The sequence below is a fragment of the Pseudolabrys taiwanensis genome (assembly GCF_003367395.1).
GTDB lineage: Bacteria > Pseudomonadota > Alphaproteobacteria > Rhizobiales > Xanthobacteraceae > Pseudolabrys > Pseudolabrys taiwanensis.
The window spans coordinates 2,104,232-2,131,088 of record NZ_CP031417.1; the positions used below are offsets into that span (position 1 = coordinate 2,104,232).

General features: G+C 65.1%; 31 protein-coding genes. 22 read left to right on the forward strand and 9 right to left on the reverse strand.

Annotated elements, in window-relative coordinates; translation table 11 throughout:
- Positions 1 to 6: 6 nt before the first annotated feature.
- Positions 7 to 951: a DUF2336 domain-containing protein gene (locus tag DW352_RS10070; protein WP_115690846.1), complete on the forward strand. Its 945-nt coding sequence runs from the start codon at positions 7 to 9 to the stop codon at positions 949 to 951.
- Between the two features lie 4 nt (positions 952 to 955).
- On the opposite strand, the gene DW352_RS10075 is transcribed toward DW352_RS10070, so the two are convergent.
- The 3 genes from DW352_RS10075 to DW352_RS10085 are packed head-to-tail and all read right to left on the reverse strand — an operon-like array spanning position 956 to position 3,896.
- The gene (locus DW352_RS10075) at positions 956 to 1,306 is read right to left on the reverse strand and encodes a DUF1491 family protein (protein ID WP_115690848.1); all 351 of its coding nucleotides are present in this window, start codon (positions 1,304 to 1,306) and stop codon (positions 956 to 958) included.
- A 36-nt stretch (positions 1,307 to 1,342) separates the two neighbouring features.
- Positions 1,343 to 2,089: a peptidoglycan-binding domain-containing protein gene (locus DW352_RS27315; RefSeq protein ID WP_245434393.1), complete on the reverse strand. Its 747-nt coding sequence runs from the start codon at positions 2,087 to 2,089 to the stop codon at positions 1,343 to 1,345.
- A complete protein-coding gene (locus DW352_RS10085; protein ID WP_115690850.1) occupies positions 2,082 to 3,896 on the reverse strand; it encodes a PAS domain-containing sensor histidine kinase in 1,815 nt (604 codons plus the stop codon). Before DW352_RS10085 ends, DW352_RS27315 begins: the two co-directional genes overlap by 8 nt.
- Before the next feature lie 407 nt (positions 3,897 to 4,303).
- On the opposite strand from DW352_RS10085, the gene DW352_RS10090 reads away from it, so the two are divergent.
- Positions 4,304 to 4,717, forward strand: a complete 414-nt coding sequence (locus DW352_RS10090) for a DUF5330 domain-containing protein (protein WP_115690851.1) — start codon at positions 4,304 to 4,306, stop codon at positions 4,715 to 4,717.
- A 75-nt stretch (positions 4,718 to 4,792) separates the two neighbouring features.
- On the forward strand, positions 4,793 to 5,224 hold the full coding sequence (locus tag DW352_RS10095; RefSeq protein ID WP_115690853.1) for a SufE family protein: 432 nt from the start codon (positions 4,793 to 4,795) through the stop codon (positions 5,222 to 5,224).
- On the opposite strand, the gene DW352_RS10100 is transcribed toward DW352_RS10095, so the two are convergent.
- The 4 genes from DW352_RS10100 to DW352_RS10115 form a co-directional block, all read right to left on the reverse strand.
- Complete coding sequence (locus tag DW352_RS10100; RefSeq protein ID WP_115690855.1) at positions 5,221 to 5,835, reverse strand: DUF6456 domain-containing protein; 615 nt, start codon at positions 5,833 to 5,835, stop codon at positions 5,221 to 5,223. The two genes, DW352_RS10095 and DW352_RS10100, sit on opposite strands and share 4 nt — an antisense overlap.
- Positions 5,832 to 6,092 (reverse strand): helix-turn-helix domain-containing protein, encoded by a 261-nt coding sequence (locus DW352_RS10105; RefSeq protein WP_245434394.1) that lies wholly within the window; start codon positions 6,090 to 6,092, stop codon positions 5,832 to 5,834. The genes DW352_RS10100 and DW352_RS10105 overlap by 4 nt, the downstream gene beginning before the upstream one ends.
- A 266-nt stretch (positions 6,093 to 6,358) precedes the next feature.
- Positions 6,359 to 6,775 (reverse strand): Ros/MucR family transcriptional regulator, encoded by a 417-nt coding sequence (locus DW352_RS10110; RefSeq protein WP_115690859.1) that lies wholly within the window; start codon positions 6,773 to 6,775, stop codon positions 6,359 to 6,361.
- Positions 6,776 to 6,900: 125 nt separating this feature from the next.
- The gene (locus tag DW352_RS10115; RefSeq protein ID WP_162826894.1) at positions 6,901 to 7,677 is read right to left on the reverse strand and encodes a hypothetical protein; all 777 of its coding nucleotides are present in this window, start codon (positions 7,675 to 7,677) and stop codon (positions 6,901 to 6,903) included.
- A gap of 459 nt (positions 7,678 to 8,136) precedes the next feature.
- On the opposite strand from DW352_RS10115, the gene DW352_RS10120 reads away from it, so the two are divergent.
- Both DW352_RS10120 and DW352_RS10125 read left to right on the forward strand, forming a co-directional pair.
- On the forward strand, positions 8,137 to 8,739 hold the full coding sequence (locus DW352_RS10120; protein ID WP_115690863.1) for a superoxide dismutase: 603 nt from the start codon (positions 8,137 to 8,139) through the stop codon (positions 8,737 to 8,739).
- 4 nt (positions 8,740 to 8,743) lie between these two features.
- Positions 8,744 to 10,375: an ArnT family glycosyltransferase gene (locus DW352_RS10125; protein ID WP_245434395.1), complete on the forward strand. Its 1,632-nt coding sequence runs from the start codon at positions 8,744 to 8,746 to the stop codon at positions 10,373 to 10,375.
- A gap of 6 nt (positions 10,376 to 10,381) precedes the next feature.
- Here the strand turns inward: DW352_RS10125 and DW352_RS10130 are convergent, their stop codons facing one another.
- Positions 10,382 to 11,233, reverse strand: coding sequence for an arylamine N-acetyltransferase family protein (locus DW352_RS10130; RefSeq protein WP_115690865.1), 852 nt, complete (start codon positions 11,231 to 11,233; stop codon positions 10,382 to 10,384).
- 129 nt (positions 11,234 to 11,362) lie between these two features.
- Here DW352_RS10130 and DW352_RS10135 point away from each other — a divergent pair, with 129 nt between their 5' ends.
- From DW352_RS10135 to DW352_RS10150, 4 genes are all read left to right on the forward strand, one after another.
- Entirely contained in the window at positions 11,363 to 12,019 is a 657-nt protein-coding gene (locus tag DW352_RS10135; protein WP_115690867.1) for a haloacid dehalogenase type II, read from the forward strand.
- A 92-nt stretch (positions 12,020 to 12,111) separates the two neighbouring features.
- Positions 12,112 to 13,035, forward strand: coding sequence for an ABC transporter ATP-binding protein (locus DW352_RS10140; RefSeq protein ID WP_115690869.1), 924 nt, complete (start codon positions 12,112 to 12,114; stop codon positions 13,033 to 13,035).
- The gene (locus DW352_RS10145) at positions 13,035 to 13,796 is read left to right on the forward strand and encodes an ABC transporter permease (protein ID WP_115694347.1); all 762 of its coding nucleotides are present in this window, start codon (positions 13,035 to 13,037) and stop codon (positions 13,794 to 13,796) included. The genes DW352_RS10140 and DW352_RS10145 overlap by 1 nt, the downstream gene beginning before the upstream one ends.
- 89 nt (positions 13,797 to 13,885) lie before the next feature.
- Complete coding sequence (locus DW352_RS10150) at positions 13,886 to 14,314, forward strand: hypothetical protein (RefSeq protein WP_115690871.1); 429 nt, start codon at positions 13,886 to 13,888, stop codon at positions 14,312 to 14,314.
- Positions 14,315 to 14,441: 127 nt separating this feature from the next.
- Here DW352_RS10150 and DW352_RS10155 read toward each other — a convergent pair whose 3' ends face one another.
- Positions 14,442 to 15,827, reverse strand: coding sequence for a M20/M25/M40 family metallo-hydrolase (locus DW352_RS10155; protein ID WP_115690873.1), 1,386 nt, complete (start codon positions 15,825 to 15,827; stop codon positions 14,442 to 14,444).
- Positions 15,828 to 16,312: 485 nt separating this feature from the next.
- Here DW352_RS10155 and DW352_RS10160 point away from each other — a divergent pair, with 485 nt between their 5' ends.
- From DW352_RS10160 to meaB, 13 genes are all read left to right on the forward strand, one after another.
- Positions 16,313 to 16,675, forward strand: a complete 363-nt coding sequence (locus tag DW352_RS10160) for a DUF2267 domain-containing protein (RefSeq protein WP_115690875.1) — start codon at positions 16,313 to 16,315, stop codon at positions 16,673 to 16,675.
- A 47-nt stretch (positions 16,676 to 16,722) separates the two neighbouring features.
- On the forward strand, positions 16,723 to 17,130 hold the full coding sequence (locus tag DW352_RS10165) for a DUF4332 domain-containing protein (protein WP_115690877.1): 408 nt from the start codon (positions 16,723 to 16,725) through the stop codon (positions 17,128 to 17,130).
- 59 nt (positions 17,131 to 17,189) lie between these two features.
- Positions 17,190 to 18,056 (forward strand): dihydropteroate synthase, encoded by an 867-nt coding sequence (gene folP / locus DW352_RS10170; protein ID WP_115690879.1) that lies wholly within the window; start codon positions 17,190 to 17,192, stop codon positions 18,054 to 18,056.
- The gene (folB, locus tag DW352_RS10175) at positions 18,053 to 18,433 is read left to right on the forward strand and encodes a dihydroneopterin aldolase (protein ID WP_115690881.1); all 381 of its coding nucleotides are present in this window, start codon (positions 18,053 to 18,055) and stop codon (positions 18,431 to 18,433) included. The genes folP and folB overlap by 4 nt, the downstream gene beginning before the upstream one ends.
- Entirely contained in the window at positions 18,430 to 18,924 is a 495-nt protein-coding gene (gene folK / locus DW352_RS10180) for a 2-amino-4-hydroxy-6-hydroxymethyldihydropteridine diphosphokinase (RefSeq protein WP_115690883.1), read from the forward strand. Before folB ends, folK begins: the two co-directional genes overlap by 4 nt.
- 61 nt (positions 18,925 to 18,985) lie before the next feature.
- Positions 18,986 to 20,836 carry a methylmalonyl-CoA mutase subunit beta gene (locus tag DW352_RS10185; protein WP_115690885.1) on the forward strand — a complete coding sequence of 617 codons (1,851 nt, stop codon included), beginning with the start codon at positions 18,986 to 18,988 and terminating at the stop codon, positions 20,834 to 20,836.
- Positions 20,833 to 22,989, forward strand: a complete 2,157-nt coding sequence (gene scpA / locus DW352_RS10190) for a methylmalonyl-CoA mutase (RefSeq protein WP_115690887.1) — start codon at positions 20,833 to 20,835, stop codon at positions 22,987 to 22,989. Before DW352_RS10185 ends, scpA begins: the two co-directional genes overlap by 4 nt.
- 36 nt (positions 22,990 to 23,025) lie before the next feature.
- Positions 23,026 to 23,340 carry a nucleotidyltransferase family protein gene (locus DW352_RS10195; protein ID WP_115690889.1) on the forward strand — a complete coding sequence of 105 codons (315 nt, stop codon included), beginning with the start codon at positions 23,026 to 23,028 and terminating at the stop codon, positions 23,338 to 23,340.
- Positions 23,341 to 23,342: 2 nt separating this feature from the next.
- Positions 23,343 to 23,693 carry a HepT-like ribonuclease domain-containing protein gene (locus tag DW352_RS10200; RefSeq protein WP_115690891.1) on the forward strand — a complete coding sequence of 117 codons (351 nt, stop codon included), beginning with the start codon at positions 23,343 to 23,345 and terminating at the stop codon, positions 23,691 to 23,693.
- An 11-nt stretch (positions 23,694 to 23,704) separates the two neighbouring features.
- Positions 23,705 to 24,484: an RsiV family protein gene (locus DW352_RS10205; protein WP_115690893.1), complete on the forward strand. Its 780-nt coding sequence runs from the start codon at positions 23,705 to 23,707 to the stop codon at positions 24,482 to 24,484.
- A gap of 101 nt (positions 24,485 to 24,585) precedes the next feature.
- Positions 24,586 to 24,828 carry a type II toxin-antitoxin system Phd/YefM family antitoxin gene (locus tag DW352_RS10210; RefSeq protein ID WP_245434396.1) on the forward strand — a complete coding sequence of 81 codons (243 nt, stop codon included), beginning with the start codon at positions 24,586 to 24,588 and terminating at the stop codon, positions 24,826 to 24,828.
- Positions 24,825 to 25,235: a type II toxin-antitoxin system VapC family toxin gene (locus DW352_RS10215; protein WP_115690897.1), complete on the forward strand. Its 411-nt coding sequence runs from the start codon at positions 24,825 to 24,827 to the stop codon at positions 25,233 to 25,235. The genes DW352_RS10210 and DW352_RS10215 overlap by 4 nt, the downstream gene beginning before the upstream one ends.
- Before the next feature lie 9 nt (positions 25,236 to 25,244).
- On the forward strand, positions 25,245 to 26,234 hold the full coding sequence (meaB, locus tag DW352_RS10220; protein ID WP_115694348.1) for a methylmalonyl Co-A mutase-associated GTPase MeaB: 990 nt from the start codon (positions 25,245 to 25,247) through the stop codon (positions 26,232 to 26,234).
- Positions 26,235 to 26,857 lie beyond the last annotated feature (623 nt).

The window sequence follows — 26,857 nt, forward strand, 5'->3', positions numbered from 1 at the left end:
GCACGAATGTCCCAGTCCCCCGCGTCTCCGCCGCTCGACGGCCTACTCGACCTGGCCTGCCGCGACGGCGTCGACATCCGTCCGACCCTCCTGCGCGTCCTTACCGACCTGTACGTGCAGAAGGCGACGCACACCGCCTATGAAGAGACCCAGTATGTCGAGCTCGCGCTGGGGCTGATCCAATCGGCCGACGAGCCGACGCGCGCGGCCGTGCATGCGAGCCTGCGCGATTATGCGGGAGCCCCCAAGGCCGTGCTGGAAGCGCTCGGCGGACAACTCGCGCCGCCGACCCCACGCCCCATGGCCGAAGCTATGCAGGAGATCGCCCAAGCGATCGCGCAAGAAATGGCGCGACGGTCGGAACCCGAACCGAAACCCGCCCCGCCTGCGGCTGTGTCTGACGATCTCGTCGAAGTATTTTTCTCCGCATCGGCCAGCGATCGCCGGTTGGTTCTCGCCAATCTCGACGTCGTGGACGGGCCGCGGCTGCGTCCCCTCGCCGCCGCTCACGAGACCGTCGCGCAGCTCGAAATAGCGGCGCTACAGCGCAATTCCGACGCCTTCTGCCGCACGCTCATGCGCGATCTCGGCCTCGATCGCCGGCTTGCCGAGCGCATCGTCCATGATGACCTTGGCGAGGGCCTGGTGGTCGTTGCCAAAGCCATCGGCATGAAGGCGGCCGTGCTGCACCGGATCCTGCTTTTCCTCAATCCGGCCATCGGCCAATCGGTCGACCGCGTCTACGATCTCGCCAATCTGTTCGGCGAGATATCGGCGCAAGCAGCGGCTCACCTGCTGTCGACCTGGACCAAGCCCGTCGCGCGGAAGCAGCCGGTTCATGCCCCCGTGCTGTATGACGATGAGCGTCGTCGGGCGCGCCCGGCATCAAGCACGACGCGCGCCGGCGAGCGGCCGGCGCAACCTGGCGCTCTCAAAACCAACAGCCGCTGAGGCCTTACACCACCGCGTCGTCCAGAAAATTGCGGCCGGCGCGATCCTCGACTTCAATGATCCAAACGTCGGGGTCGAATTTAATCTCCCGCGTCAGCCGCGCCTCGATGTCGGCCTCCGCCACCGGGCCGTTCTGGCCGAGCAGGACGGAGAACAATCGCTCGGCCGGGCGCGCTTCATCGAACACGGCCTGCGGCGCGGGCCCGTAAAGCACGCCGGTGCCGTCGAGCCGATTGAGCTTGATGAAGATGGCGCCCGCTTCGTCGGCTCCGCGCCGACGCACGGCCGCGAACGCGCCCTCGATATTACAGCGGCGCAGATAAGCCGACGCCCAGATGCCCGATTTCAATCGCATGGGACCTGCCTAGCATGCGCGCCGGCAGGCGGCCATTCACTCGAGCGGACGGCCGGTCATCGCCGCCAAATCGCGCACGAGGCGGTCGGAGATCTGACCGGTCACCGGCAGGCGGCGGTCGCGCTCGAACTTCTCGATGGCGGCGCGCGTGTCCGGATCGTAGAGGCCAGTTGGCTTGAGCTGACCGTAGCCGAAATCGGCGAGCGCCCGCTGCACGGCCAGCACACGTTTCGATGGCGCGATCAGTTGTGCGATCGGATCGTTGGTGCGCGCCGGCGGTTCCGCGGCAGCCCGCTTGGCACCCGACGAGAGGATCGCGCGCAACAGACCGTCGCTTGCCTCGACATTGATCTTGAGACCGGCCGCCTGCGCGAAATCACGCGCGGCCGCGTCGGTGCGCGCACCCCAGACGCCATCCACGGCGCCGTCATAGTAGCCACGACGATTAAGCTCGCGCTGGATGTCGGTGATCAGTTGCGTGCGGCTCGAACCGTTATCGACCGGCGGCGCAATGGTTGCGGCGGAAGGCGCAACGGGCGCCACGGCGGGCGCAATCTGCACGCGCGGCGGCGGCGCCGGAACCGCAACAACGGGACGCGTCGCAAAAATCGGCGCCGGATGGGGGCCCTTCTGCAAAAAGAGCGCATTTGCGAAAATCATGACTGTCGCGCCGGTTGCCATGACGATGCCGACGAACTCGCGCGGATGACGACCGATGGCCGCCGCGACCTTGGCGCCGCGGCCCGTCTCGACCTCCTGCTCCTGTCGACTGCGCTTACGCACTTTTTTTGATCCGGACGTTGGCGACGGTCGCGAGTTCTTTCGCACGTTCAGTAACCAGCTTGATGGGATCGGACGGACGATGTCCGCCGCTTTCGCCGTCGATGGGCAGACGCACAGTGATGCGCGTGCCTTTGCCGAGGCGGCTCGCTATGTCGATATCACCATCGTGCAGCCGCACCAACCCCTTGACGATCGAAAGACCGAGGCCGGTGCCGTCGTGACGGCGATCATATGAGGCGCGCGCCTGGAAGAAGGCTTCGCCGATACGCGGCAAATCGTCTTCACCAATGCCGACGCCGGTATCCTCGACCACGACCGCGAGTTTATGGCCTTCCGTGAAAGCGCTGACCGAGATGCGGCCGCCGCGCGGCGTGAACTTGACGGCGTTGGAAACGAGATTGATCAGGATCTGGCTGAAGGCGCGCCGGTCCGCCATCAGTTCCGGCAGATCGGCGATGCGCGTCTTGATCTCGACGCCGGCCTCGCGCGCCTTCAACGCCAGGATATCGCAGCAGCTCGTGATCGCCGGCGCGGGCGCGAAAGGTTCCGGCGTGATTTCGAAGTTGCCGGTTTCCATCTTCGACATGTCGAGAATGCCGTTCACGACCGACAGCAGATGATGGCCGGACTCGTTGATCAGCCGCGCGTATTCGACCTTGCGCGCCGGATCGAGCACCAGCGACTCGTTGGTGAGCATGTCCGAAAAACCGATGATGGCATTGAGCGGCGTGCGCAACTCATGGCTCATCGTCGCGAGGAAATGGCTCTTGGCCGCGTTGGCGCGCTCGGATTCGGCTCGCGCGATCTCGAGCGCGCGTTCCTGCGTCTTGCGCTCGCTCACGTCGCGCAGCACGGCGACGACTTCACGGGTATCGCCGTTGCTGTCTTGCGCGCGATCGAGCGGGCGGCAGCGCATCTCCACCCAGTTGAAGGTGCCGGCGTGATCGTCGTCCGCCTCGCGGCGCTGGATGCGGAATTCGACCGAGCGGTCGGCACCGTCGGCCGCTTCGGCAAGCGCGGTGAGATAGGCCGGGCGGTCGGCGACATGAACGCGGTCGAACAGACCGTGACCGGCGAGTTCCGCGGCGCGCATCCCGAACAAAGGCTCGGCCGCGGGCGAGGCGAACAACACGGCGCCGTTGCGGCCGTGACGCGTGATCGCGTCTGTCATGTTGCGCGCGAGCAGACGATAGCGGTCTTCCTCGGCATAGAGCAGCCAGAAGCTGGTGCGCGCGAGCGTCTCGGCGCCGAGCGCAAGGCCGGTGGCATAGAGCGCGGCCGAAATGATGCCGAGCGAGACCAGCGCGCCGTGCGCATTGCCGACATCGGCCGGCGCCGGCACCAGATCGAATGTGCTGAGCCCGACGAGCAGGCCGGCGCCGACCAGCGCGCATGTGGAGGCGAGCGCCACCACGCGACGCGAGGCCGACAGCGCGGCTTCGAGCGGCACGACGACAAGCCAGATCGCCGCGAACGATCCGATGCCGCCGGTGCACCAGGCCACGACCGTGACGAGGCCGGTCAGCGCGACGGACGAAAGAACATGCGCGCTCTCATAGCGGCCGGTGCGCGACAGGTAATAAGCCGTGAGGATCGGCGCGATCAGCCAGCCGAACACCGCGACCTCGAGCAAGCTCGGCGCGCCGCGGAACGCAAGATAAATGGGAAAGCTGGCGAGCGCGGCGAAGCTGCCGATGAGACGCGGCGCAATGAAGGCACGATGGCGCGCCGTGGTCAGCGCATCCTGCTGCGCCACCGGGTGCACCAACGTATCGACATAGTTCCACACTGGCGTGAGGAAACTCACGGTCCCTGTCCCACGTCTTGTTGAGAACAGACGCGCCCCTTTTTCGAGCCGGGATGCTAGGCCCGGCCGGCTTAAGCGAACACTAAGGTGACGGCGTCGCGGGCCCGTGAACCCCAGGCACCGACGCGAAATGCCCGCGATTTGCCGGGCATGGTGAAATTTCTATTGCGCGCAATCATTTGTAAGGGATTTCGCCGCCCGCGCCGTTACCGATACGGTAACCAAAACGGCGCTCATCGGGCACGCCGCGCCGAATTGCGTAAAACTTTAGGCAAAGTCGATCATTTCAACTTTGAGGAAAATTCGCGTCGAAACGTCGTTGCCAAGCCAACGACACTTTCAGGCCTGTCTGGTAGGTTTTAGCTCAAAGGCGGCAGAAAGCCGTCGGGGATATCAGGGATTGGGTCATGTTCTTCCTCCTGCGGGTGGCGTTCTGGCTGGGCATCGTTTGCGTGCTCCTGCCGAGCCTCGGATCGAAATCGGATGCGCCGGAAACGCAGATCGATCCGGTGCAGGCAGTCACGCTCGCGAGCGCCGCGGTGTCTGACGCACGTGGCTTCTGCGACCGGCAACCGGACGCCTGCGTTGTCGGCGGCAAGGTTGCGGTGGCGATCGGCCACAAGGCTGAAGCCGGCGCGCGCACATTGTTCGAATTCATCAGCAGCAAGCTGAGCCAGCAACCGCAACCGGCCGAGAAGGCCGCGATGAAACCGCAACCGGGCCAGGGCACGCTGACGGAAGCCGACATGGCGCCGGCCTGGCACGCGCCGGTGCCGCTGCCGCCGCGCCGTGAAGCCCGCGCCGGGCGGCCGTCGGCCTGATTTTGCGCCGCGGAGCGCGGGCGCCTATATAGCGCGTGCGGCCGGTGCACGGCCGCGCGCACAGATATAGGCCCCATGACCGGTATCGACGAGATCATCGAGAACTTTGCCCTGCTCGACGAGTGGGACGACCGCTACCGGTACGTCATCGAGCTTGGCCGCATGCTGCCGCCGCTGCCGGATGCGGATCATAACGAGACCAATAAAGTGCGCGGCTGCGCCAGCCAGGTGTGGCTGGTCACACACGTGAAGCCTGACGGCGGCGAGGGTCCGGTGCTGACCTTCGAGGGCGACAGCGACGCGCACATCGTGCGCGGGCTGATCGCCATTCTGTTCGCGCTCTATTCGGGCAAGAGCGCCCGCAAGATCGTCGACACCGACGCCGCGGCGGTGTTCGAGCAGCTCGGGCTCAAAGAAAATCTCACGCCCCAGCGCTCGAACGGCCTGCGTTCCATGGTCGAGCGCATCCGCGCCGATGCCGGCGCGGCGCTCGCGACGGTCGCCTAATCGCGGCCGGTGAAGGCGGCGTCGTCCGCCAGCCATGTGCGAAGCGCCGGACGTGCTGCGCCTTTGACGCGTTCGCCATAGCCGTAGTGCCGCGCCAATTGCGTAAGCGCGAGTTGCAACACGACTTTGGCGGAACGCGCGGGCCACTGTCGCTCACGTTCGACGTCATCGAGCCTCTTTAAGAAGCAACACACGTCGATCAACAAACCGGAGAACTCCGGCCCGACCGCGTCGAGCGCCCGATGCACGCGCTGCCGCGCGGCGATCATCGCATCGCTTGCGGCGGCATCCGGGTTGAAGCCGGACGATGCCATGGGGCTGCTCCAATTCGACGTCGTGCGCGGCATCAGGTTCGCCATCGTGAAGTCGCGCCGCAGCCGCTCGCCGGCCTGCAATTGATGCGGCTCGATCAAGGCGCGGCCGTCACGTCCTTGCCGCCGCGCCAGCCACACCAGCGGGCTTTCGCCTTCGTCCATGACGACATCTCTGCGGCCGGTCTCGGTCGCGATCTGCCGGCGCGACAGCGCCAGATGCTGCGCGCGCTCACGCGCGATGTCCGGCGCCGGAGAGCGCGGCAGCTTTGCCGCAGCAACATTCTTCGTGCGGCTCATGCCCAGCTCTCCGCCATCTCGCGGCAAAAATCGGTCAGCAGGTTCAACATGCAATCGACCGCCGGATCGTCGCGCCGCTGCTCGACCATGCGACAGGCATAAGCGACCGTCTTATGATCGCGGCCGCACAGCCGGCCGATGGCGCTGAAGCCCAGGCCCAGAACCGCATGGCCGATATACATCGCGATCTGCCGCGCGTAGGCCGCATCCACCGGGGACCGGGTCGCCGCACGCATCTGGCCGAGCGGCACCGCCATCGTGAGGGCGACCGCCAATTCCACCCGCCGCCAGCACGCCAATTCAGGCGGTGGTCCCGCGCTTCGTGTGAAAAAGGACGTTGTCGGCACCGCCAGGCAGGTCATCGCGATCTCCTCTGTAGGACCATTTGCCTACAGACTATCGCGCGCGATTCCGCGTTGGGGATAAATTCTTTTCCGGGAAGCCAGGCGGCTGATATCGAACGGAAATTCCGGAAAAATCCTGCCGCCGCCCCGCCTTCGCCGGGCCGAACGCCGCCGGATCGTCAGCGGCCGCGGCGCCGGCGCTGCTGGCCGAGGCCCATCTGCTTGGCCAATTCCGACCGCGCGGCGGCGTAATTGGGCGCCACCATCGGATAGTCGGGGCTGAGACCCCATTTCTCGCGGTATTGCTCGGGCGTCATGTTGTATTGCGTGCGCAAGTGACGCTTGAGCGACTTGAATTTCTTACCGTCCTCGAGACAGACGATGTATTCCGGCGTGATCGACTTTTTCAGGGAAATCGCGGGCTTCAGAGGCTCGAGCGGCACCTCGGCGGCCTTGCCGGAGACGCGGCTGAGCGCGGCGTGTACCTGATTGATCAAATTCGGAATTTCAGACGCCGACACCGTGTTGTTGCTGACGTAAGCCGAGACAATTTCCGCCGTCAGCTCGATGAAGTTGCCGCCCGTGCCGTCGCTCATCGATATGTCCTACTATTCGGCGCAGTAAATTTATCCGAAGTATAGTATCGATTTGTCGGCGAGCAAGCAGAAAGCGCCGCCATTATTGCGTATCCGAGTTTTCGGCAGGGCAAGCGGCCAGTATCTTAAGTATTTTGCTCGAGATGCTGGCGCAATTCGTTGATCGACGCGAAGCGCAACGTCCCCTGCGGCAGCTCTGCCTCGATCGAACCGTCGACGTACAGCGTGTAGCCCATGCCATCGACGACGCCCGATTTCAGAATCGCGACGTCGCGGGGCGGCTCCGGAGTCGATTCGACGGCGGCCGGCGGCTCGAATTCGGCGACCGGTTCGGGAGCGGGCGGCGCCGGGGGCATTTCCGGCTCGGGCGGCATTTCGTCGAGCCGCGGCAGGTCTTCCACCACTTTGCGCTCGGACCGGCCAAAGCCGAACAGAGACCGGCGCTCGGGCGCCGGGGGTGGCGGCGGCGGCGCCGGCCATTCGCGATCAAAGCCTTCCTGGGGCTCAATTTCCTTCAAAGGCTCGTCGCGGAAGTCGAGCGGCGGCGCGACGGGCGGCTCCGCCATCGTCTCGACGACCGGCTCGGGCGGCGGCGGGGGCGCCTGCTCGGCGACCTCCGTGAGGGGCTCATCCGGATTGGGCAGGGTCGGCACAGCGACGGCGACGGGCTCGGCCTTCGGCGGCAGTTCTGCCGGCATCGCCGCCGGCGGCCGCGCCTCAACCTTGGGCTTCGGCGGAAATGGAATGCGTCCGGCCGGTGGCCGGCCCGAAGGAGCCTCGAAGGCTTCGACCGAGCGTCGCGGTTGAGCGGCCGGCTGGCCGGCACTCAGTTCAATCAACTGCCGAAGATGCGACACGACGGCACCGAGGCCGATGATAATCAGCCCGCCCACCACGGACACGCAGCCGGTCAGAATGAGCGTGTTGCCGAAGCTGAATTCACGGTCCGGAAGGCCGAGCCAGGCGAAAAACGCGCCAACGAGGACGCAAACTGCCCCAAGACCGTATAACAAGATGGGCATGCCTAACGCTCCTGATCCTCGGCCAATCGCGCCGGAGGCGTGGGTGACTCAGCTAAATACCTATACCGATTGACAATTCTGGTCTTTTTCGGCGCCTGCGGCAACTAATCCCATAAAATAGCATCCAAGGCACCCACAGTTTGTTAATGCTGTTTGGCGCCGCAGCCTCTGCAACCCCTGAGAGCGTTGCGAGGAAGGGGCGCGCTCGCTGCTCCAGCGGTTGCTCGCACCCGCGCCAAAGCCTAATTAACCCACCCGGGGAACTCGTCTGGGGACGTGCCGGTTTCATCGTGACGCCGGCTTATTCCGAAATATCGTTAGTCGATCGAGGAGGACGCAATGTCGTTCAAACTGCCCGAGCTGCCTTACGCCTATGAGGCTCTTGCGCCTTACATGTCCAAGGAGACCTTGGAGTATCACCACGACAAGCACCACAAGGCTTACGTGGACAACGGCAACAAGCTGCTGGAAGGTTCCGGTCTCGAGGGCAAGTCGCTCGAGGACGTGGTGAAGGGCTCGTTCGGCAAGAACGCCGGCCTCTTCAACAACGCCGGCCAGCATTATAACCACCTCCACTTCTGGAAGTGGATGAAGCCCAATGGCGGCGGCGACAAGCTGCCCGGCAAGCTGCAGGCGGCGATCGACAAGGACCTCGGCGGCCTCGCCAAGGCGAAGGAAGATTTCGCGCAGGCCGGCGTCACGCAGTTCGGCTCCGGCTGGGCCTGGATCGCGGTGAAGGACGGCAAGCTCGCCATCATGAAGACGCCGAACGGCGAGAACCCGCTGGTGCACGGCGCGACGCCGATCCTCGGCTGCGACGTGTGGGAACACTCCTACTACATCGACTATCGCAACCGTCGTCCCGACTATCTCAAGGCATTCCTGGATCACCTCGTGAACTGGGAATACGTTGAAGAGATGTTCGCCGCGGCCACCAAGTAATACGTTGATCGACAAGGCCATGGCCGCGCGGCTGCCGACAATTTGGGCTGACCGCGCGGCCATGTTCCTTTTGGCGGCGGTCGCCCTCGCCGCCGCGCTGACCTTCCGCGATTACGGTCTCGGCTGGGACGACTACACCCACTCGCAGTACGGCGATCTGCTGCTGAAACTGTACGGCTCCGGTTTCGCCGACGCGCGCGCACTCTCGTTCGTCAACCTGTACAAGTACGGCGGCGGCTTCGACATGCTGGCCGCGCTTATCGCCAAGGTCGCGCCGTTCACGCTCTATGAAACCCGCCGGCTGGTCGGCGCTGCCGTCGGCATTGTGGGGCTGTTGATCACGTGGCGCCTCGCGCGCCGCCTCGGCGGTCCAGTCGGCGGCCTCGTTGCGCTCGTGCTGCTGGCCACCTGCCCGATCTATTACGGGCACATGTTCATCAACGCGAAGGATGCGCCCTTCGCGGTCGCAATGGTGCTGCTGCTTTACGGCGCGGTGCGCGCGCTCGACGAATATCCGAACCCGAATGCGCGCACGATGGTGCTTGTCGGCCTCGGGTTAGGCGCGACGTTCGGTGCCCGCATTCTCGCCGTCGTCGCTGGTCCTTATGTTGCGGCTGGCATCGCTCTCATTGTTGCGGTCGAGATCAGCCGCATCGGCGCTGGTAAAGCGCTCACGCGCTGCGGTCAGTTCGTGATTGCGCTGCTGCCGGCGCTGCCGCTCGGCTATCTGATCATGGGGCTTTTGTGGCCATGGTCGATCCTGTCGCCACTCAATCCGCTGCACGCGGCCGAATACTTCGACACGTTCTTCGAGAAGCCTTGGCGAGAATTGTACGAGGGCGTCCGCATCGCCGTGCCCGACATGCCGGCGAGCTATCTGCCGCATCTGTTCGCGCTGAAATTGCCCGAAGCGATGCTGATCCTCGGCGCCATCGGCCTGATTGGCGCGTTCGTCGCCGCCGCACGGCCGCGCGTGCCGCTCAACCGCCGTGCCTGCCTCCTCACCATCGCGCTCGCGGCCATATTCCCCGTGGTGCTGGCCATGATCATGCGGCCGGCGCTCTATAACGGACTGCGCCATTTCGTGTTCGTGATCCCGCCATTTGCCGTGCTCGGCGGCGTGGCCGCTTCGTGGATCATCGACTGGCTGCGCGAGCGCTCCAGGATCGCGGTTGGGGTGGCGGCGGCCGTGTTTGCCGGGGCCATCGCCCTGCCCGTCACCGAACTCGTGCGGCTGCACCCTTACGAATACTCGTCGTTCAACTGGGCATCCGGCGGCGTAAGGGCGGCACAGGGCCGCTACATGCTCGACTACTGGGGGCTGGCCTTCAAGCAAGCCGCGCAGGGCCTGCGCGCCCATCTCAAGCAGACGCACGAGAAGCCGCCGGCCGGGCGACGCTGGGTGGTCGCGATCTGCGGGCCGCAGCCGCCCGCCGATGTCGAACTCGGACCGCAATTCGAGACCACGTGGGAAGAGAAGCGCGCCGATTTCGCCATGTCGCTCGGCACGTTCTATTGCGAGGACATTGCGCGGCCGGTCATCGTCGACATTCAGCGCGAAGGCGTGATGTATGCCCGCGTCTACGATCTGCGCGGCCGGCCGACGCCGAACCTGCTCACCGAGCCGCCGCCGTGACGCGGCTCACGCCGGCGCGAAGCGTGCGATCACGTCGCGCCACGCTGGCTCGACCGGCAGCTTGAAGACCTGCTCCAGCGCCTGCTCGACTTCGGCGGCGCTCAAGGCGCGATGCTCGGTCTTCCCGTCCGCATGCCGCACCGTCAGCCGGTTGTCGCGCAGGCCGTAGCGCGCCTCGGGCGTCGTGCGCGCCGCCATCAGCGCGCGTTTGAACACCGATTCCGGGTGCGTCGCCGTGAACCAGTTCATCATTGCGAGATCGACGTCGAACTGCGGCCTCTCGACCAGTTCGTACATCGGCAGCCAGGTATCGCCGCGCAACGCTTCCAGCATGAAGCCGTCGGGCGAGGGCACGAGGCGGAAGCTCTCGTGCCGGGTCGGCTGCGCCTCGCTCGTCGTCATGCGCAGCGGCGAAGTCGGCACGCAGCCGCCAAAGCCGACATCGGCGAGCCACCGCTCGCCGTCGATCGTCACCCGCAAGGCGGCGTGGCCGCGCGGCAGCGGCGATGCCGGCGGCACCATCCACACGACACGGCCCATCAGGTTCTCGACTTCGAAGCCGAGCGTCCTGAGCACGCGCTTGAACAGGCCATTGTGCTCGTGACAGTAGCCGCCGCGCTTCGCGTCGATCAGCTTGGCGTCGACTGCGGCCGGATCGAGATCGATGCCGCGGCCGAGCAGAACGTCCATCGCCTCGAAAGGGATCGCCGCCGGATGCAGTTCATGCAGCGCGCGCAACGTCTCCAGCGTCGGCGTCCGCGGCCCGCGATAGCCGATGCGCGCGAAATACGCGTCGAGATCGACCAAAGGCCGTTCGGCACGGCCTGCGGACTGCTGTTCGAGAACGGTTTCGTTCATCACGGATCGGTCGCTTCGAGAGGTCGTGGAGGGCTGCGGCTTTACGATAAACCCGTCCTGCTTGCAATGCGGCGCCCTCTCGGGTCATTTGAGCCTGCAGACGCCCGACGCAGACGCGGAGAAGGACCGATGGGGATCTACGTATTCGACGCTTACGGCACGCTGTTCGACGTGCACGCCGCGATCGGGCGCTACCGCGCCGAAGCCGGTCCCGACGCCGACCGCATGTCCGAGATCTGGCGCACCAAACAACTCGAATATACCTGGACCCTGACCCTCGCCGGCCACTACGCCGATTTCTGGGACTTGACCGAGCGCGCACTCGATTACGCGCTGGCGCGTGTGCCCTCGGTCGACAAGGCGCTCAAGCCGAAGCTGATGGATGCCTATTACAAACTCGACGCATTTCCGGACGCGCGCAGCGCGCTGCGCACCTTGAAGGCCAAGGGCCACAAGACCGGCACACTGTCCAACGGCTCGCCGCGGATGCTCAAGAGCGCCGTCGATTCGGCCGGCCTTGCCGCCGATCTCGACGCCCTGCTTTCGGTCGACACGCTGAAGATGTTCAAGACGCGGCCCGAGGTCTATACGCTCGTCACCGATCACTATCAGTGCGCCCCGGCCGACGTGACCTTCGTCACCTCGAACCGCTGGGACGTGATGGCGGGCACCTCGGTCGGTTTCCGCACCTATTGGATCAACCGCGCCAAGCTGCCGGACGAATATCTCGATTTCCCGCCGGTCCAGACCCTCAGTGATCTGAATGCCTTGGCCAACGCGGCCTGAGCATTAACAATTAAGGCAGGCGCCGGCCCTGGCGGGACGGCGCGGCGCGAACTATATCCGCGCGAGCCATCCCGCCGAGCAATTATCCATTCATGTCGTCGATGATTTCGATCAAAAATCTATCGAAGCGCTATGCGTCCGGTTTCGAAGCGCTGAAGAACATCAACCTCGAGATCCGCGCCGGCGAGATCTTCGCCCTGCTCGGCCCGAACGGTGCCGGCAAGACGACGCTGATCGGCATCGTCTGCGGCATTCTGCGCTCGACCGGCGGAACCGTGACCGTCGGCGGCCACGATATCGTCACGGACTATCGAGCCGCCCGCTCGCTGATCGGTCTCGTGCCGCAGGAACTGCACACCGATGCCTTCGAAAGCGTGTGGGCAACCGTCTCCTTCACCCGCGGTTTGTTCGGCATGCCGCCCAACCCGGCCTATGTCGAGAAGGTCCTCAAGGACCTGTCGCTGTGGGACAAGAAGGACAACAAGATCCTGACCCTGTCGGGCGGCATGAAGCGGCGCGTGCTGATCGCCAAGGCGCTGGCGCACGAGCCGCGTGTTCTCTTCCTCGACGAGCCCACCGCCGGCGTCGACGTCGAGCTGCGCAAGGACATGTGGCAGGTGGTGCGAAACCTGCGCGACGCCGGCGTCACCATCATCTTGACCACACACTACATCGAAGAAGCCGAGGACATGGCCGACCGCATCGGCGTGATCAACAAAGGCGAAATCATCCTGGTCGAGGAAAAGACCGAGCTGATGCGCAAACTCGGCCAGAAGCGGCTGACGCTGCTGCTGCAGAAACCGATAACCGCCGTTCCAGCCGCCCTGGCCCAGCACAATCTCACGCTCGGCGCCGACGGCAACGAGCTGATCTTCACGTACGACACGCAGGGCGAGCGCACCGGCGTGACGGCGTTGCTGGACGACCTCGCCAAGGCCGGCATCGGCTTCCGCGACCTGAACACGACGCAGAGCTCGCTCGAGGACATCTTCGTCGGATTGGTGAGCAAGCGATGATCAATTGGCGGGCCATCCAGGCAATCTACATTTTCGAGATGTCGCGCACCGCGCGCACCATCTGGCAGAGCATCGTCTCGCCGGTGCTCTCGACCTCGCTCTATTTCGTGGTGTTCGGCGCGGCCATCGGCTCGCGCATCCCGGAGATCGAAGGCGTCAGTTACGGCGCCTTCATCGTGCCGGGACTGATCATGCTGACTCTGCTGACGCAGAGCACGATGAACGCGTCCTTCGGCATCTATTTTCCGCGCTTCACCGGCACGATCTTCGAAATCCTGTCGGCGCCCGTGGCGGCTTTCGAGATCGTGCTCGGTTATGTCGGCGCGGCGGCGACCAAATCCATCATCCTCGGCGTGATCATCCTGGCGACGTCGTGGCTGTTCGTGCCGTTGTCCATCGCGCACCCGTTCTGGATGGTCGCCTATCTGGTCCTGACGTCCTTCACCTTCAGCCTTCTCGGCTTCATCATCGGTATCTGGGCCGAAGGTTTCGAGCGGCTGCAGATCGTGCCGCTGCTGATCATCACGCCGCTCACCTTCCTCGGCGGCACGTTCTATTCGATCAGCGTGCTGCCGCCGTTCTGGCGCGACGTCGCCCTGGTCAATCCCGTGGTCTACTTGATCAGCGGCTTTCGCTGGAGCTTCTTCGAGGTCTCCGACGTGAGCCATGGCGTCAGCTTCGCCATGACGCTGCTGTTCATGGCCATCTGCCTCGCGGTGATCTGGTGGATGTTCAGGACCGGCTACAAGCTCAAGCGGTAGCCGGAAGCGCGCCTCCTGGCGCGCATTGCGCATAGATGGCGGAGCCGCCATAACGGGCCCGTCCTCAACGCGAGCCCGGATCAAAGCGCATGCAAGACCCGCATTGTCACTCCAGCAGCATCATGGTCGAGCGGCCGGCCGCTGTCGCCTTCGAGATCATGTCCGAGGGGCTCAAGCAGGGTCAGTGGACCTGGGGCAGCTATCAGCGCCGCGAGGTGAAGCCCGGCCTGTTCGTCGGTCAGTCGGTCTTTTCCGGCAAGGACACTTATGTCCGGCTCAATGCCGATCGCGCCCGGCTGCTGGTCGATTACGACGTCGGCCCCTCCGAAGAGGCCATGCAGTTCCGCAACATGTCGCGCGTCATCCCCGGCGATGTGCTCAAGATGGGCGCGGACAAATGCGTCGTCAGCCTGCTCACGTGGCGCCTCGCGACGCAGGACGACGCAGCCTGGGCGCAGATCTCGACCGTCCACGAGGCCGAGATGTTCCTGATCAAGGGGCTTCTGGAGCGCGCCTGACGCTTAGCAGCCGGCGCGATCGCAGCCGATACCCGCTCATTCCCGCGCAAGCGGGAATCCAGCGCTGGGTCCCCGCTTTCGCGGGGACGAGCGGTGATGAGTGTGAGCGTCGTCCCCCGCCGCCGCCTCACCCTTCAGCCAAGGCGTGCAGGATGCGCGCCCAGGAGCGGATGCCCTTGTGGTAGCATTTGAGGTCGAACTTCTCGTTCGGCGAATGCACGCGGTCGTCATCGAGCGCGAAACCGACGAGCAGCGAGTCCATGCCGAGCTCGTTCTTGAAATCGGCGACGATCGGGATCGAGCCGCCGGCACCGACGGTGACCGCCTTCTTGCCCCACTCGTCGGCCAGCGCCGCGCGCGCCTTGGTCAGCGCCGGATTGTCGAACGAAAGCTGAAGCGGCGGCGCCACGCCGAAATTGCCGAACTCGACCTTGCAGTCGGCCGGCAACCGCGCGCGCACGAACGCACGGAACGCATCGCGGACCTTGAAGGGATCCTGCGACCCGACCAGACGGAACGAGACCTTGGCGCTCGCCTCGCCCGGGATCACCGTCTTGGCGCCCTCGCCCGTGTAACCGCCGATGATGCCGTTGATCTCCGCGGTCGGCCGCGTGGTGATCTGCTCGATCAGCAAACGCCCTTTCTCGCCGACCGACGTCTTCAGCCCGATCGGCCCGAGGAACTTCTCCTCCGTCAGATCGAGCGCGGACAGGTCCGCCTTGATATCGGCCGGCAGGTCCTTCACCCCGTCATAGAAGCCCGGAATTGTGACACGGCCGTCGTCGTCCCACATCGCACCGAGAATCTTGGTCAGGAGCCGCAGCGGATTCTGCGCCGCGCCGCCGAACACGCCGGAATGCAAATCGCGATCGGCGCAAGTGATCTTGACGTCCTCGTAGACGAGGCCGCGCAGCGACGTCGTGATCGCCGGCGTCTTCTGATCCCACATCGCCGTGTCACAGACGAGCGCCAGGTCGAGCTTGAACTCGTCGGCATTGTTCTTCACGAAATCGAACAGGTTCTTGGAACCGCATTCTTCTTCGCCTTCGATCATCGTCGTGATCGACACCGGCAGCTTGCCGGTGACCGCTTTGTAAGCGCGGCAGGCTTCGATGAAGGTCATCGCCTGCCCCTTATCGTCGCACGCGCCGCGCGCGACAATGATCTTGCGCCCGTCAGGCAACGTATCGATGCGCGGCTCGAACGGCGGCGTTTTCCAGAGGTTGAGCGGATCGACCGGCTGCACATCGTAATGCCCGTAGAAGAGGACATGCGGGCCGCCGGCGCCGTTGGATTTGGCCACGACCACCGGGTGCCCGGCGGTCGGACGCACCTCGGAGGTGAAGCCGATGGAGTCCAGATCGGCGGCGACATGTTCCGCGGCCGCCTGGCACTGCGGCTTGTAGGCCGGATCGGTGGAGATCGAAGCGATGCGTAGGAGCGCGAACAGCCGTTCTACGCTTTGGTCAATATCCTGGTCGATGCGGCTCAGCACCGCGTCCAATGTGCTCATGTCATCCTCCGTCCGGGGAAGCGGCAAGGTAACAATGCGAGGCCGCCGTGAAAAGGGCCGCTACGGCATGTGGCATATGTGGCCTGCACGCGGCCGTCCCGTACACCGCGCGCTTATGCGGGCCACCCGGCGTTACGCCCAGCAAAACGATACCGGATAATAAGCTGCGCAATCACGATAAATCGCGCACGTTTTTCGGCACTGCGACTATACTTCTTTAAGGATCGCGGAACCGAACACGGCGTGCGCAATTGCAACGGTGTACTCGCGGTATTAGTGGACAGCCCCGCCACGACATGACGCCCGCGGAAGTTCTCTCCGCCGCGGCACTCACTCACGGGGATGTTGACTTGACCGCAGCACAGGGCAATGAAGGGGCGACAGTTCACGTTGCATCGCATGCACATTCATCGCGCTTGTCATTCACGTTTGGCTGGCGTTCAATAGATATCGACCCTTCCGGTAGCACGGGACGCGAGGACATTATGGAAGAATTGATTGCGCGGCTCGTCGCCAATGTCGGGATCGACAAGGAAGCCGCTGAAAAATCCGTCGGCATCATTCTCGAGTTTCTGCGCAAGGAAGGCCCCGCCGATAAGGTGCAGGCTCTCATCGATCGTCTGCCGGGCGCCGAAGCGCTCATCGCGGCACAGGAATCCAGTGGCGGCGGGCTTTTCTCCATGGGCGGCATCATGGGTGCCGGCACCAAGATGATGGCGGCGGGTCTGAGCATGGGACAGGTCCAAGCCGTCGCGCGAGAGACCCTCTCCTTTGCGCGCGACAAGGCCGGCGAGGACACCGTCGGCGAGATCGTCGGCGCCGTCCCCGGCCTCAGCCAATTTATTTGAACCTTCTGACTTCGCCGCGCGACTGACGTGCCGGCGAGGAGGAGCGGATGTCCTACCCCATTTCGGCCATTGAGGAGATAGATGGCGAGGTCGCCACGCTCCTCAAAGGGGCCGGTATTCGATCGACCGGTCGTCTGCTGGAGCGTGCGTGCACAGTGGCCAAGCGCAAGCTGCTGGCGCAAGACACCGGCATCGACGCGAAGACGCTTCTGTGCTGGGCGAATTTCGCCGACCGCATGCGCGTTCGCGGCGTGAGCCGGGAATACGCGGAATTGCTCGCCGCCGCAGGTGTCGAGACGGTCAAGGATCTCAAGCACCGCAATCCGGTCAACCTCGCCAAGGCCCTCGCGGACGCCAACAAGAAGCGCAAGCTGGTGCGCCTGGTGCCGTCCGAACGGGTCGTCGCGCGCTGGGTCGAGCACGCCAAGACCTTGCCGCTCAAAATCAAATACTGACGGCTGCGCCGCACGCCGCTGGCTTGACAGCGCTGGCCCGAGCGCGCAAAGCCAGCCGCATGCCACTTGCCCGGGTTCTCAACGATCGGCCTGATGCCGCACGGAACGGCGACACGGACGTGTTGGCCGCCCTGCTCGGGCGCGGCCGGCCGCTGGTCATGGGCATCCTCAATGTGACGCCGGATTCCTTTTCTGACGGCGGCCATTTCTTCGAAGCGTCGCATGCGATCGCGCACGCGCGCGAAATGATCGAGGAAGGCGCGGACATTCTCGACATCGGCGCGGAGTCCACGCGGCCCTATGGCGGCATGAAGCCCGTCACGAGCGCCGATGAAATCGAACGGCTCGCGCCGATCCTGCCCGAAATCGCGAAGCTCGGTCTGCCGGTGTCGATCGACACCTACAAGGCGGACACCGCCGCCTGGGCGCTGGACCACGGCGCCGCCATCATCAACGACATCTGGGGTTTGCATTACGATCCGGCGATGGCGCCGCTGGCCGCCGCGCGCGGCGTGCCGGTGATCGCGATGCATAACCGCGAAGCGGCCGACCCCAACATCGACATCGTTGCCGACGTGCTCGCCTTCTTTGCCCGCACGCTCGATATCGCCGATAAGGCCGGGCTCGCGCGCGACAAGATCGTGCTCGATCCCGGCATTGGGTTCGGTAAGACGCCGGAGCAGAGCATCATCTGCCTCGCGCGGCAGGAGGAGTTCATGCGCTTCAGCCTGCCGCTGCTGGTCGGCGCCTCACGCAAGCGCTTCATCAATTCGGTGGTGCCGTCGGCACCGCTCGATCGCATCGGCGGTTCAATCGCCAGCCATGTGATTGCCGTCGAAAAAGGTGCAGCCATCGTGCGCGTGCATGACGTGAAGGAAACCGTTCAGGCGCTGCGCATCGCCGCCGCCATCGAGGCGGCGCGATGAGCGATCGCATCTTCATCACCGGCCTGGTGCTGCATGCCTTTCACGGCGTGATGCCGCACGAGGCCAAGGTCGGCCAGACCTTCACCATCGATCTCGAACTGACGATCGATCTGTCGGAAGCGGCGCAGAGCGACAAGGTGCGCGACACGGTGTCCTACGACAAAGTCGTCGAATGCGTTGCCGACGTGTTCTGCGACAAACGCTTCCGGCTGATCGAAGCGGCCGCCGGGCGCATCGCCGACGCGGTTCTGAGCAGCTTCGCGCGCGTCGAGGCCGTGCAGGTCACCATCCACAAGCCGCACGCGCCGGTCGCCGCGACCTTCAGCGACATCGGTATCACGTTGTCGCGCAGCCGCCGCGCCGCCAACAGGCCATGACCGAGGCCTTTCTGGCGCTCGGCGGCAATGTCGGCGACGTCCGCGCGACACTCAACCGCGCCGTGACGCTGCTGTGCGATGACGATGCGGTGCGCCTGCTCGCCCGCTCGTCGGACTATCGCACCCCACCCTGGGGCGACACCGACCAGGCCCCGTTCGTGAACCTCTGCATCGCGGTCGAGACCACCCTGACGCCGCATGCGCTGCTTGAGCGCGCCCATGGCGTCGAACGCATCCTCGGCCGCGACCGCGCCAACGAGCGGCGTTGGGGCCCCCGCACCGCCGATATCGACCTCCTCGCCTATGGCGACGTGACGTTCACCGAGAACGACCTGATCCTGCCGCATCCGCGCCTGTTCGAGCGCGCTTTCGTGCTGGTGCCGCTCGCCGAGATCGCCGGCGACCGGATTATCGCCGGCCGCCGGATCGCGGATGCCGTCCACGCCGTCGATTCCGCTGGCATCGAACGGCTCGCTCCCCGGACGTTCTGACGGGGTCAAAATTTGCTGTAACGCAATAGCGGGCCGCGCCCGACTGTGGCATTTTTCCCCGATGACCGAAGACCTTGTCCTTGCCGCCGAATTCCCCGCCACGACCGAGACCGAGTGGCGCAAACTCGTCGATGCCGCGCTGAAGGGCGCCGATTTCGACAAGCGCCTGGTGAGCCGCACCTATGACGGCCTGCGCGTCGAGCCGCTCTATCCGCGCGCGGCCGGCGCACCGCTCGTCGCCGGCCGGCCGGCGGTGCCGTGGCAGGTCATCCAACGCGTCGACCATCCCGATGCCAAGGCCGCCAACGCCCAGGCGCTGCACGACCTGGAGAACGGCGCCACCGCACTTTCCCTGGTCTTCGCCGGCAGCGTCGGCGCCTATGGCTACGGCCTCGACGGCAGTGAGGCGAGCATCGCCGCCGCGCTCGACAATGTCTGGCTCGATGCCGTGCCGATCGAAACCGACTTCAGCACGCAAGCCAAGGAGGCCGGGCTGAACCTCGCCGCTGTGGTCAAGACCCGCGGCATCGATCCGGCCAAGACGCAAATCCGCTTCGCCCACGATCCACTCGGCCTGATGGCGCGCAACGGCGTCGCGCCGCGCCCGTGGGCGGAGACCGCCAAGCTCCTGTCGGGCATGGTCGAACGTCTCGCGTCGCAAGGCTTCAAGGGCCCGTTCGCCGTTGCCGACGGGCGCGGCGTGCATGCCGCCGGCGGCTCGGAAGCGCAGGAGCTCGCCTTCGTCATTGCCAACGCCGTCGCCTACTGGCACATGTTCGCGGATGCCGGCATATCGCTTGATCAGGCGCGCGACTTCATCTTCTTCCGCCTCGCGGCCGACGCCGACGAGTTCCTCACCATCGCCAAATTCCGTGCCTTGCGGAAGCTGTGGGCGCGCGTCGAACAAGCGAGCGGCGTGGCGCCCAAGCCGGCGTTCGTCTCGGCCGAGACAGCGTGGCGCATGATGACCGCGCGCGACGTCAACGTGAACATGCTGCGCGCCACGATCGCCGTCACCGCCGCCGGCGTCGGCGGCGCCGACAGCATCAGCGTATTGCCCTTCACTCTCGCCTGCGGCCTCTCTGACGCTTTCGCGCGGCGCGTCGCGCGCAACACGCAGCTCATATTGCTCGAAGAGTCGAACCTCTATCGCGTCGTCGATCCCGCCGCCGGCGCCGGCGGCATCGAAACGCTGACGCGTGAGATCGCCGAGACGGCGTGGCTCTTGTTCCAGGAGATCGAAGCCGCCGGCGGCGCCGCGGCCGCCATCGAGCAAGGCGTCATCCAGAAGAAGATCGCCGCCACGCGCGCCGCGCGCCAGGCCGCCATCGCCAAACGCCGCGACCCGCTCACCGGCACCAGCGATTATCCCAATCTCACCGAAGCATCGCCCAAAGTGCTCGACGTCGCGCGCGTTACGCTGGCGTCGCCTGCCGGCACGCCAGTCGAACCGCTGCCGCTCACGCGCCTCTCCGAGCCATTCGAAGCCTTGCGCGATAAATCCGACGCCATTCTCGCCAAGACCGGTGCACGTCCGAAGGTGTTCCTCGCCAATCTCGGCAAGGTGTCGGACTTCACCGCGCGCGCGACCTTCGCCAAGAACTTCTACGAAGCCGGCGGGATCGAGACGGTCGGCAATGACGGCTTCCCCGATCAAGCCGCGATGCGCGCGGCGTTCAAGGCTTCGGGCGCGAAGCTTGCCTGTCTCTGTTCATCGGACAAAGTCTACGAAGCGCAAGCGGCGGACGCGGCGAAGGAACTCGCGGCGGCCGGCGCCATCGTCCATCTCGCTGGCCGGCCGGGCGAACTTGAAGCCGCGCTGAAGGGTGCGGGCGTGAAGACCTATATTTACGCGGGCTGCGACGTGCTTTCGACGCTGCAGGCCGCCTATGATACGCTGAGGACGCCATGAGCGAGATTCCTGATTTCACCTCGGTCGCTTTCGCCGACACGGCCGTTCCTCCCGGCAACGACAATGTCGCGCCGTGGATGACGCCGGAAGCCATTGCGGTGAAGCCCGCTTACAGCGAAGCCGATCTCAAGGGCCTCGACTTCCTCGACACCTATCCCGGCAAGGCGCCTTACCTGCGCGGCCCCTACCCCGCGATGTACGCGGCGCAGCCTTGGACCATCCGGCAATACGCCGGCTTCTCCACGGCGGAGGATTCCAACGCCTTCTACCGGCGCAATCTCGCCGCCGGCCAGAAGGGCCTGTCGATCGCCTTCGATCTCGCCACGCATCGCGGCTATGACTCGGATCATCCGCGCGTCGCCGGCGACGTCGGCATGGCCGGCGTCGCGATCGACTCGATCTACGACATGCGCACCTTGTTCTCCGGCATTCCGCTCGATCAGATGAGCGTGTCGATGACCATGAACGGCGCGGTGCTGCCGGTGCTCGCGCTCTACATCGTCGCGGCGGAAGAACAGGGCGTGCCGCACAACAAATTGTCGGGCACGATCCAGAACGACATCCTCAAAGAATTCATGGTGCGGAACACCTACATCTATCCGCCCGCGCCGTCGCTCCGCATCATCTCCGACATCTTCGCCTATACGTCGGCCGAGATGCCGAAGTTCAATTCGATCTCGGTGTCCGGCTATCACATGCAGGAAGCCGGCGCGACGCAGGACCTCGAGCTCGCTTACACGCTCGCCGACGGCGTCGAATATGTGCGCGCGGGGCTGAAGGCCGGCTTGACCGTCGACCAGTTCGCGCCGCGCATCTCGTTCTTCTGGGCGATCGGCATGAACTACTTCATGGAGATCGCCAAGATGCGCGCCGCGCGCATGATCTGGGCGAAGCTGATCAAGCCGTTCAAGCCGGACGACGCGCGCTCATTGTCATTGCGCACGCATTCGCAGACCTCGGGCTGGTCGCTGACCGCGCAGGACGTGTTCAACAACGTCGCCCGCACCATGATCGAGGCGATGGCGGCGACGCAAGGCCATACGCAGTCGCTGCACACCAACTCGCTCGACGAAGCCTTGGCGCTGCCGACCGACTTCTCGGCGCGCATCGCCCGCAACACGCAAATCGTGTTGCAGCAGGAAAGCGGCACGACGCGCATCGTCGATCCCTGGGGCGGCTCTTACTATGTCGAACGCCTCACTTACGAACTCGCCAAGAAGGCCTGGGGCCATATCCAGGAAGTCGAGGGCCTCGGCGGCATGGCCAAGGCGATCGAGGCCGGCATCCCGAAGCTCCGCATCGAGGAAGCCGCCGCCAAGACGCAGGCGCGCATCGACTCGGGCCACCAGTCGGTGATCGGCGTGAACAAATATCAGCCGAGCGACGAGCCGCCGATCGACGTGCTCAAGGTCGACAATTCCGCCGTGCGCGCGCGCCAGCTCGATAAGCTCGCGCGGCTCAAGGCCGAACGCAATCCGACGGCGCTCAAGGAAGCGCTCGACGCCCTCACCCGCGCCGCCGATGGCGGCAACGGCAATCTGCTCGAACTCGCGGTCGAAGCGGCCCGCGCCAAGGCCACCGTCGGCGAGATTTCCGCGGCGCTGGAGAAGGTCTATGGCCGCCACCGCGCCGAGATCAAAGCCATCACCGGCGTCTACAAGCGGGAGGTCGGCATGACCGGCGCCGTCGAACGTGTGCGCGATCTGGTCGAAGCCTTCGAAGCGGCGGAAGGCCGCCGGCCGCGGCTGCTGGTCGCCAAGATCGGCCAGGACGGTCACGACCGCGGCCAGAAGGTGATTGCCTCCGCCTTCGCCGATCTCGGCTTCGACGTCGATATCGGTCCCTTGTTCGCGACGCCGGAAGAAGCCGCGCGCCAGGCGGTCGAGAACGACGTGCACGTGCTCGGCGTCTCATCGCTCGCCGCCGCGCATCTCACGCTGGTGCCGGAGTTGAAGGCCGAACTGAAGAAGCAGGGCCGCGAGGACATCATGATCGTGGTCGGCGGCGTCGTACCGCCGCAGGACTACGACGCGCTGATGAAATCCGGCGCCGAGGCGATCTTCCCGCCCGGCACCGTGATCTCCGAAGCCGCCGAGAAGCTCCTGAAGTCGCTCGCAAAGCGCCTCGGCCACAGCCAGGAAGCGGCGGAGTGATGTCCAGCGCGGGCCGTCCGTGATAGCCTGCGTCCCATGACTGTTGCCGCCGACCTCAGTCGCGACGCCTTGCTCGAACGCCTGCGCGGACTCGAACCGGCCCTCCGCGCCAAGGGCGTGACGGGGCTTGCTATTTTCGGATCGCGCGCACGCGGCGACGCGCGGCCGGACAGCGATCTGGACGTGCTTATTGCCGTCGATGCGGACATCAAAAACCCGCTCTATGTCGCCTTCGATGTGGAGCAGATTGTGAAGGTCGCCGTCGGCTTCGAGGTGCAAGCCAGCCTTCGCGGTTCTTTGAGCGACAAAATCTCCGCGCGGATCGCCGACGATCTCATCAAGGTGTTCTGATCATGCCGCCCAGCCTCGGCGATCGGCTGGAACAAATTCTCGAATGCATCGAAAGCATTCGATCATTGCTCGCGAAGGGCGACCGCGACAAAATATCGGATAGCCGGTGGATGCGCATGGTGCTCGAACGCGAATTCGAAATCATCTGCGAGGCCGCCCGACATGTCCCGGCAGATATCAGGAAGCGGGAGTCCGCCATCGACTGGCCGCGCATGACCGATCTCGGCAACAGGCTCCGCCATGCCTATCATAGCATCGACGTTAATATCTTATTGCACATCGCCAACACCGAATTGCCGCCGCTGAAGAACTTCGTGGAGCGCGTGCTCGACGAGGAGCGTCGGAAATCGTAAGAATCCGAACCATGAAGTTCTTAAACGCACTCGCCCTTATCGCCGCAATGTCGGTCGGCTCCATGGCTCGCGCCGAGGACCCCAAACCCGCCGCGACCCTCAACACCAAAAACATCGAAGCCAGCGTCATCGTCGAAGACGCGCTGAAGGCCTATCCCGGCCTCTATGACAACCTGCTGGCCGAGGGCCGGCGCGAGATGGCGAAGTGGCGCACCGAAGCGGACAAGGACCGCAAGGAGATGCCGGACATCTTCAGCGACGGCCGGCGCTACACCTTCGAGCGCAGCTACGGCGAACGCTCGGCGATCGGCCGCTATGTCAGCGTCGAGCGCACCGACTACATGAACAGCCTCGGCGCGCATCCCAATCACGGCACCGACATCATCCTGTGGGACAGCGGGGCCAAGAAGCGCATCAGCATCCGGCCCTTCTTCAAGGAAAGCGCGGACAACGGCCCGACCATGCAGACGCTCGCCAAGGCGATCCGCATCGCGCTCGTCGCCGAAAAGAAGGCGCGCGACATTCCCGACGCCGACAAGGATTCGGGCATCGACAATGTGAAGCCGAAGATCCTGTCGATCGGCGCCATCGCGCTCGCGCCGTCGACCGAGAAGGACAAGAGCAGCGGACTGATCGCTTACTTCTCGCCCTATGCGGTCGGCGCTTACGTCGAGGGCAGCTACGTCGTGTTCGTGCCGTGGACCGTGTTCAAGAGCCACCTGTCGCCGGACGGCGTCGCGCTGTTCGGCGGCGAGCGGCCGGCGGACGACGCCAAGAAGGACGAGCAGTAGCGGCCGTGGTGCCGGAGACCGTGAGATAGATAGCCGGGGACAAAATCTAGCTAGACTAGTCTAGCTAGATTTCTTATATTAGCGCCATGAAGCACGTCGGTATGTTCGAAGCTAAGACAAACCTGTCTGCCCTCGTCGAAGAGGTCGAGAAGGGTGGTCAGGTCGTGATTACGCGTCACGGCAAGCCCGTGGCAAAGCTCGTGCGCGCCGAACCGGAACTGACGCCGGAAGAGGTCGAAGAACGGCGCAAGGCGATCAAGGGTTTGCGCGCACTTTCCCGTGAGATCAACATCCAGGCGACCCCCGAGGAAATCAAGAGCTGGATCAACGAGGGACGTCATTGATCGTTGTCGACGCTTCGTTGATCGTTGCGCTTATTCTTCGCGAGGACAATGTCGCCGATCCAGATTCTGTCTATGACCTCTTGCTCACGGCGCAGATCAGCGTGCCCGCACATTGGCCCTCGGAAGTCGCCAACGCTCTTTGGATAAACAAACGCCGCGGAAGAATGACTGCTGAAATGGTCGGCTCAGCGATCGACTATCTCGTCGCCTTCAGGCCTAGAACGGAAGCCCCGCCGTCCTTCGACCGCATGTTCGCTCTGATCGATTTTGCCGAGCGAGAGAAGCTAACCGTTTACGATGCGATCTACGTCGAACTGGCCTTGTCCAACGACGCGACGTTGGCGACGATCGACCATGATGTCCGCGCCAGCGCCAGGCGCCTCAACATCGCGCTCATCCCGGCGTAATTGGCGACGATGCCGTCACCAACCTCATCGTCCGTCCCCACGCTCGCCGCCGGCATCCGTGCCGGCGACCGCGCGACGCTGGCGCGGGCGATCACGCTGATCGAGAGCAAGCGCGCCGACCACCGCGCGCAGGCGCATCAGTTGGTGCAGCAGCTGCTGCCGGCGACCGGCCAGGCCATCCGGCTCGGCATCACCGGGGCGCCGGGCGCCGGCAAGTCGACGACCATCGACGCGCTCGGCACCTACCTCACCGAGCACGGCCACAAGGTCGCGGTGCTGGCGGTCGATCCGTCGTCCTCGCGCACCGGCGGCTCGATCCTCGGCGACAAGACGCGCATGGCGCGGCTCGCCATCGATCCCAAAGCCTTCATCCGGCCCTCGCCCTCCTCCGGCACGCTCGGCGGCGTCGCCGCCAAGACGCGCGAGACCATGCTGCTGTGCGAGGCGGCCGGTTACGACGTGGTGCTGGTCGAGACCGTCGGCGTCGGCCAATCGGAGACGGCGGTCGCCGATATGACCGACTTTTTCCTGGTGCTGATGGTCGCCGGCGCCGGCGACGAACTGCAGGGCATCAAGAAGGGCATCGTCGAGCTCGCCGACATGATCGCGGTCAACAAGGCCGACGGCGACAATGTGCAGCGTGCCCGCGCCGCCGCGGCCGAGTATCGCGGCGCGCTCAACATCCTGACGCCGCGCTCGGCCACGTGGGCGCCGCCGGTCGTCACTTATTCGGCGCTCACCGGCGACGGCATCGCGCCGTTGTGGGCGCAGATCGAGCGGCACAAGAAACTCATGAGCGCCTCAGGCGAACTCGCCGAGAAGCGGCGCGAGCAGCAGGTCAAATGGATGTGGGCCATGCTCGAGGAGCGGCTCACCGCGCGCCTGCGCAGCGATCCGGCGATCCGCGCCAAGGTCCGGCACGCCGAAGCGCAAGTCGCCGCCGGCGCGCTGGCGCCGACCTTGGCGGTGGAAGAGATCGCGGCGCTACTCGGGGTGTAGCGCCTTATCCCTCCCCGCTCGCGGGGAGGGTGCCGGCGAAGCCGGCGGGTGGGGCGAGAAGCCAACGCTCCGCCGGCCCTGTTCTTTGCGGCGCGGGCAACGCCGTCGTCCGGAATTCCATTGCCGCCACCCAAGCAAGAAAAGCGCGAGGGCGCGCGGAACGCCTAGGTCCCGTCGGACCCACGGACCTCGATGCCTCGCGACATCGAGGCTTGTCGAGGTGAGTAAAGCCGCAAGTCCGCCAGTCCCAAGGCGTCCCGCGCGCGGTGTTTTGAGGTTTGCTCCGCGAAGATCCCCGGTGGGCGATCGTTTAACGGCCTTTCGGGCACATACCACCGATGGAGAGCCAGGCGTGGCCCCGGACTTCTGACGAGTCCCGGGCTTCCGCCGTCAGGGCCCTCGGCGCCACGTCGAGGCGCCGGGACGTCCGCGGCTTGGACCGCCGGGAGGGAAACTGGCGCCGCATCTCCGACGCCCCCGCCCGGCCACCGCTCCCCGCCCCGCGTCTGGAGACGCTGATCAGACACCCCTCGCTATCGGGGCGGGATAGGAAGGACTATAATCAGTAGGAATAAAAGTTCAAGGGGTAGGGAGGATATTTTGGGGCGACGAGGCATCGACTA

Excerpts from the sequence above, each read along its gene's own strand:
- DW352_RS10070 (WP_115690846.1), top strand. The coding sequence starts at position 7 with ATGTCCCAGTCCCCCGCGTCTCCGCCGCTCGACGGCCTACTCGACCTG.
- DW352_RS10075 (WP_115690848.1), bottom strand. The coding sequence starts at position 1,306 with ATGCGATTGAAATCGGGCATCTGGGCGTCGGCTTATCTGCGCCGCTGT.
- DW352_RS10090 (WP_115690851.1), top strand. The coding sequence starts at position 4,304 with ATGTTCTTCCTCCTGCGGGTGGCGTTCTGGCTGGGCATCGTTTGCGTG.
- DW352_RS10095 (WP_115690853.1), top strand. The coding sequence starts at position 4,793 with ATGACCGGTATCGACGAGATCATCGAGAACTTTGCCCTGCTCGACGAG.
- DW352_RS10100 (WP_115690855.1), bottom strand. The coding sequence starts at position 5,835 with ATGAGCCGCACGAAGAATGTTGCTGCGGCAAAGCTGCCGCGCTCTCCG.
- DW352_RS10105 (WP_245434394.1), bottom strand. The coding sequence starts at position 6,092 with ATGGCGGTGCCGCTCGGCCAGATGCGTGCGGCGACCCGGTCCCCGGTG.
- DW352_RS10110 (WP_115690859.1), bottom strand. The coding sequence starts at position 6,775 with ATGAGCGACGGCACGGGCGGCAACTTCATCGAGCTGACGGCGGAAATT.
- DW352_RS10120 (WP_115690863.1), top strand. The coding sequence starts at position 8,137 with ATGTCGTTCAAACTGCCCGAGCTGCCTTACGCCTATGAGGCTCTTGCG.
- DW352_RS10130 (WP_115690865.1), bottom strand. The coding sequence starts at position 11,233 with ATGAACGAAACCGTTCTCGAACAGCAGTCCGCAGGCCGTGCCGAACGG.
- DW352_RS10135 (WP_115690867.1), top strand. The coding sequence starts at position 11,363 with ATGGGGATCTACGTATTCGACGCTTACGGCACGCTGTTCGACGTGCAC.
- DW352_RS10140 (WP_115690869.1), top strand. The coding sequence starts at position 12,112 with ATGTCGTCGATGATTTCGATCAAAAATCTATCGAAGCGCTATGCGTCC.
- DW352_RS10150 (WP_115690871.1), top strand. The coding sequence starts at position 13,886 with ATGCAAGACCCGCATTGTCACTCCAGCAGCATCATGGTCGAGCGGCCG.
- DW352_RS10155 (WP_115690873.1), bottom strand. The coding sequence starts at position 15,827 with ATGAGCACATTGGACGCGGTGCTGAGCCGCATCGACCAGGATATTGAC.
- DW352_RS10160 (WP_115690875.1), top strand. The coding sequence starts at position 16,313 with ATGGAAGAATTGATTGCGCGGCTCGTCGCCAATGTCGGGATCGACAAG.
- DW352_RS10165 (WP_115690877.1), top strand. The coding sequence starts at position 16,723 with ATGTCCTACCCCATTTCGGCCATTGAGGAGATAGATGGCGAGGTCGCC.
- folP (WP_115690879.1), top strand. The coding sequence starts at position 17,190 with ATGCCACTTGCCCGGGTTCTCAACGATCGGCCTGATGCCGCACGGAAC.
- folB (WP_115690881.1), top strand. The coding sequence starts at position 18,053 with ATGAGCGATCGCATCTTCATCACCGGCCTGGTGCTGCATGCCTTTCAC.
- folK (WP_115690883.1), top strand. The coding sequence starts at position 18,430 with ATGACCGAGGCCTTTCTGGCGCTCGGCGGCAATGTCGGCGACGTCCGC.
- DW352_RS10185 (WP_115690885.1), top strand. The coding sequence starts at position 18,986 with ATGACCGAAGACCTTGTCCTTGCCGCCGAATTCCCCGCCACGACCGAG.
- scpA (WP_115690887.1), top strand. The coding sequence starts at position 20,833 with ATGAGCGAGATTCCTGATTTCACCTCGGTCGCTTTCGCCGACACGGCC.
- DW352_RS10195 (WP_115690889.1), top strand. The coding sequence starts at position 23,026 with ATGACTGTTGCCGCCGACCTCAGTCGCGACGCCTTGCTCGAACGCCTG.
- DW352_RS10200 (WP_115690891.1), top strand. The coding sequence starts at position 23,343 with ATGCCGCCCAGCCTCGGCGATCGGCTGGAACAAATTCTCGAATGCATC.
- DW352_RS10205 (WP_115690893.1), top strand. The coding sequence starts at position 23,705 with ATGAAGTTCTTAAACGCACTCGCCCTTATCGCCGCAATGTCGGTCGGC.
- DW352_RS10210 (WP_245434396.1), top strand. The coding sequence starts at position 24,586 with ATGTTCGAAGCTAAGACAAACCTGTCTGCCCTCGTCGAAGAGGTCGAG.
- meaB (WP_115694348.1), top strand. The coding sequence starts at position 25,245 with ATGCCGTCACCAACCTCATCGTCCGTCCCCACGCTCGCCGCCGGCATC.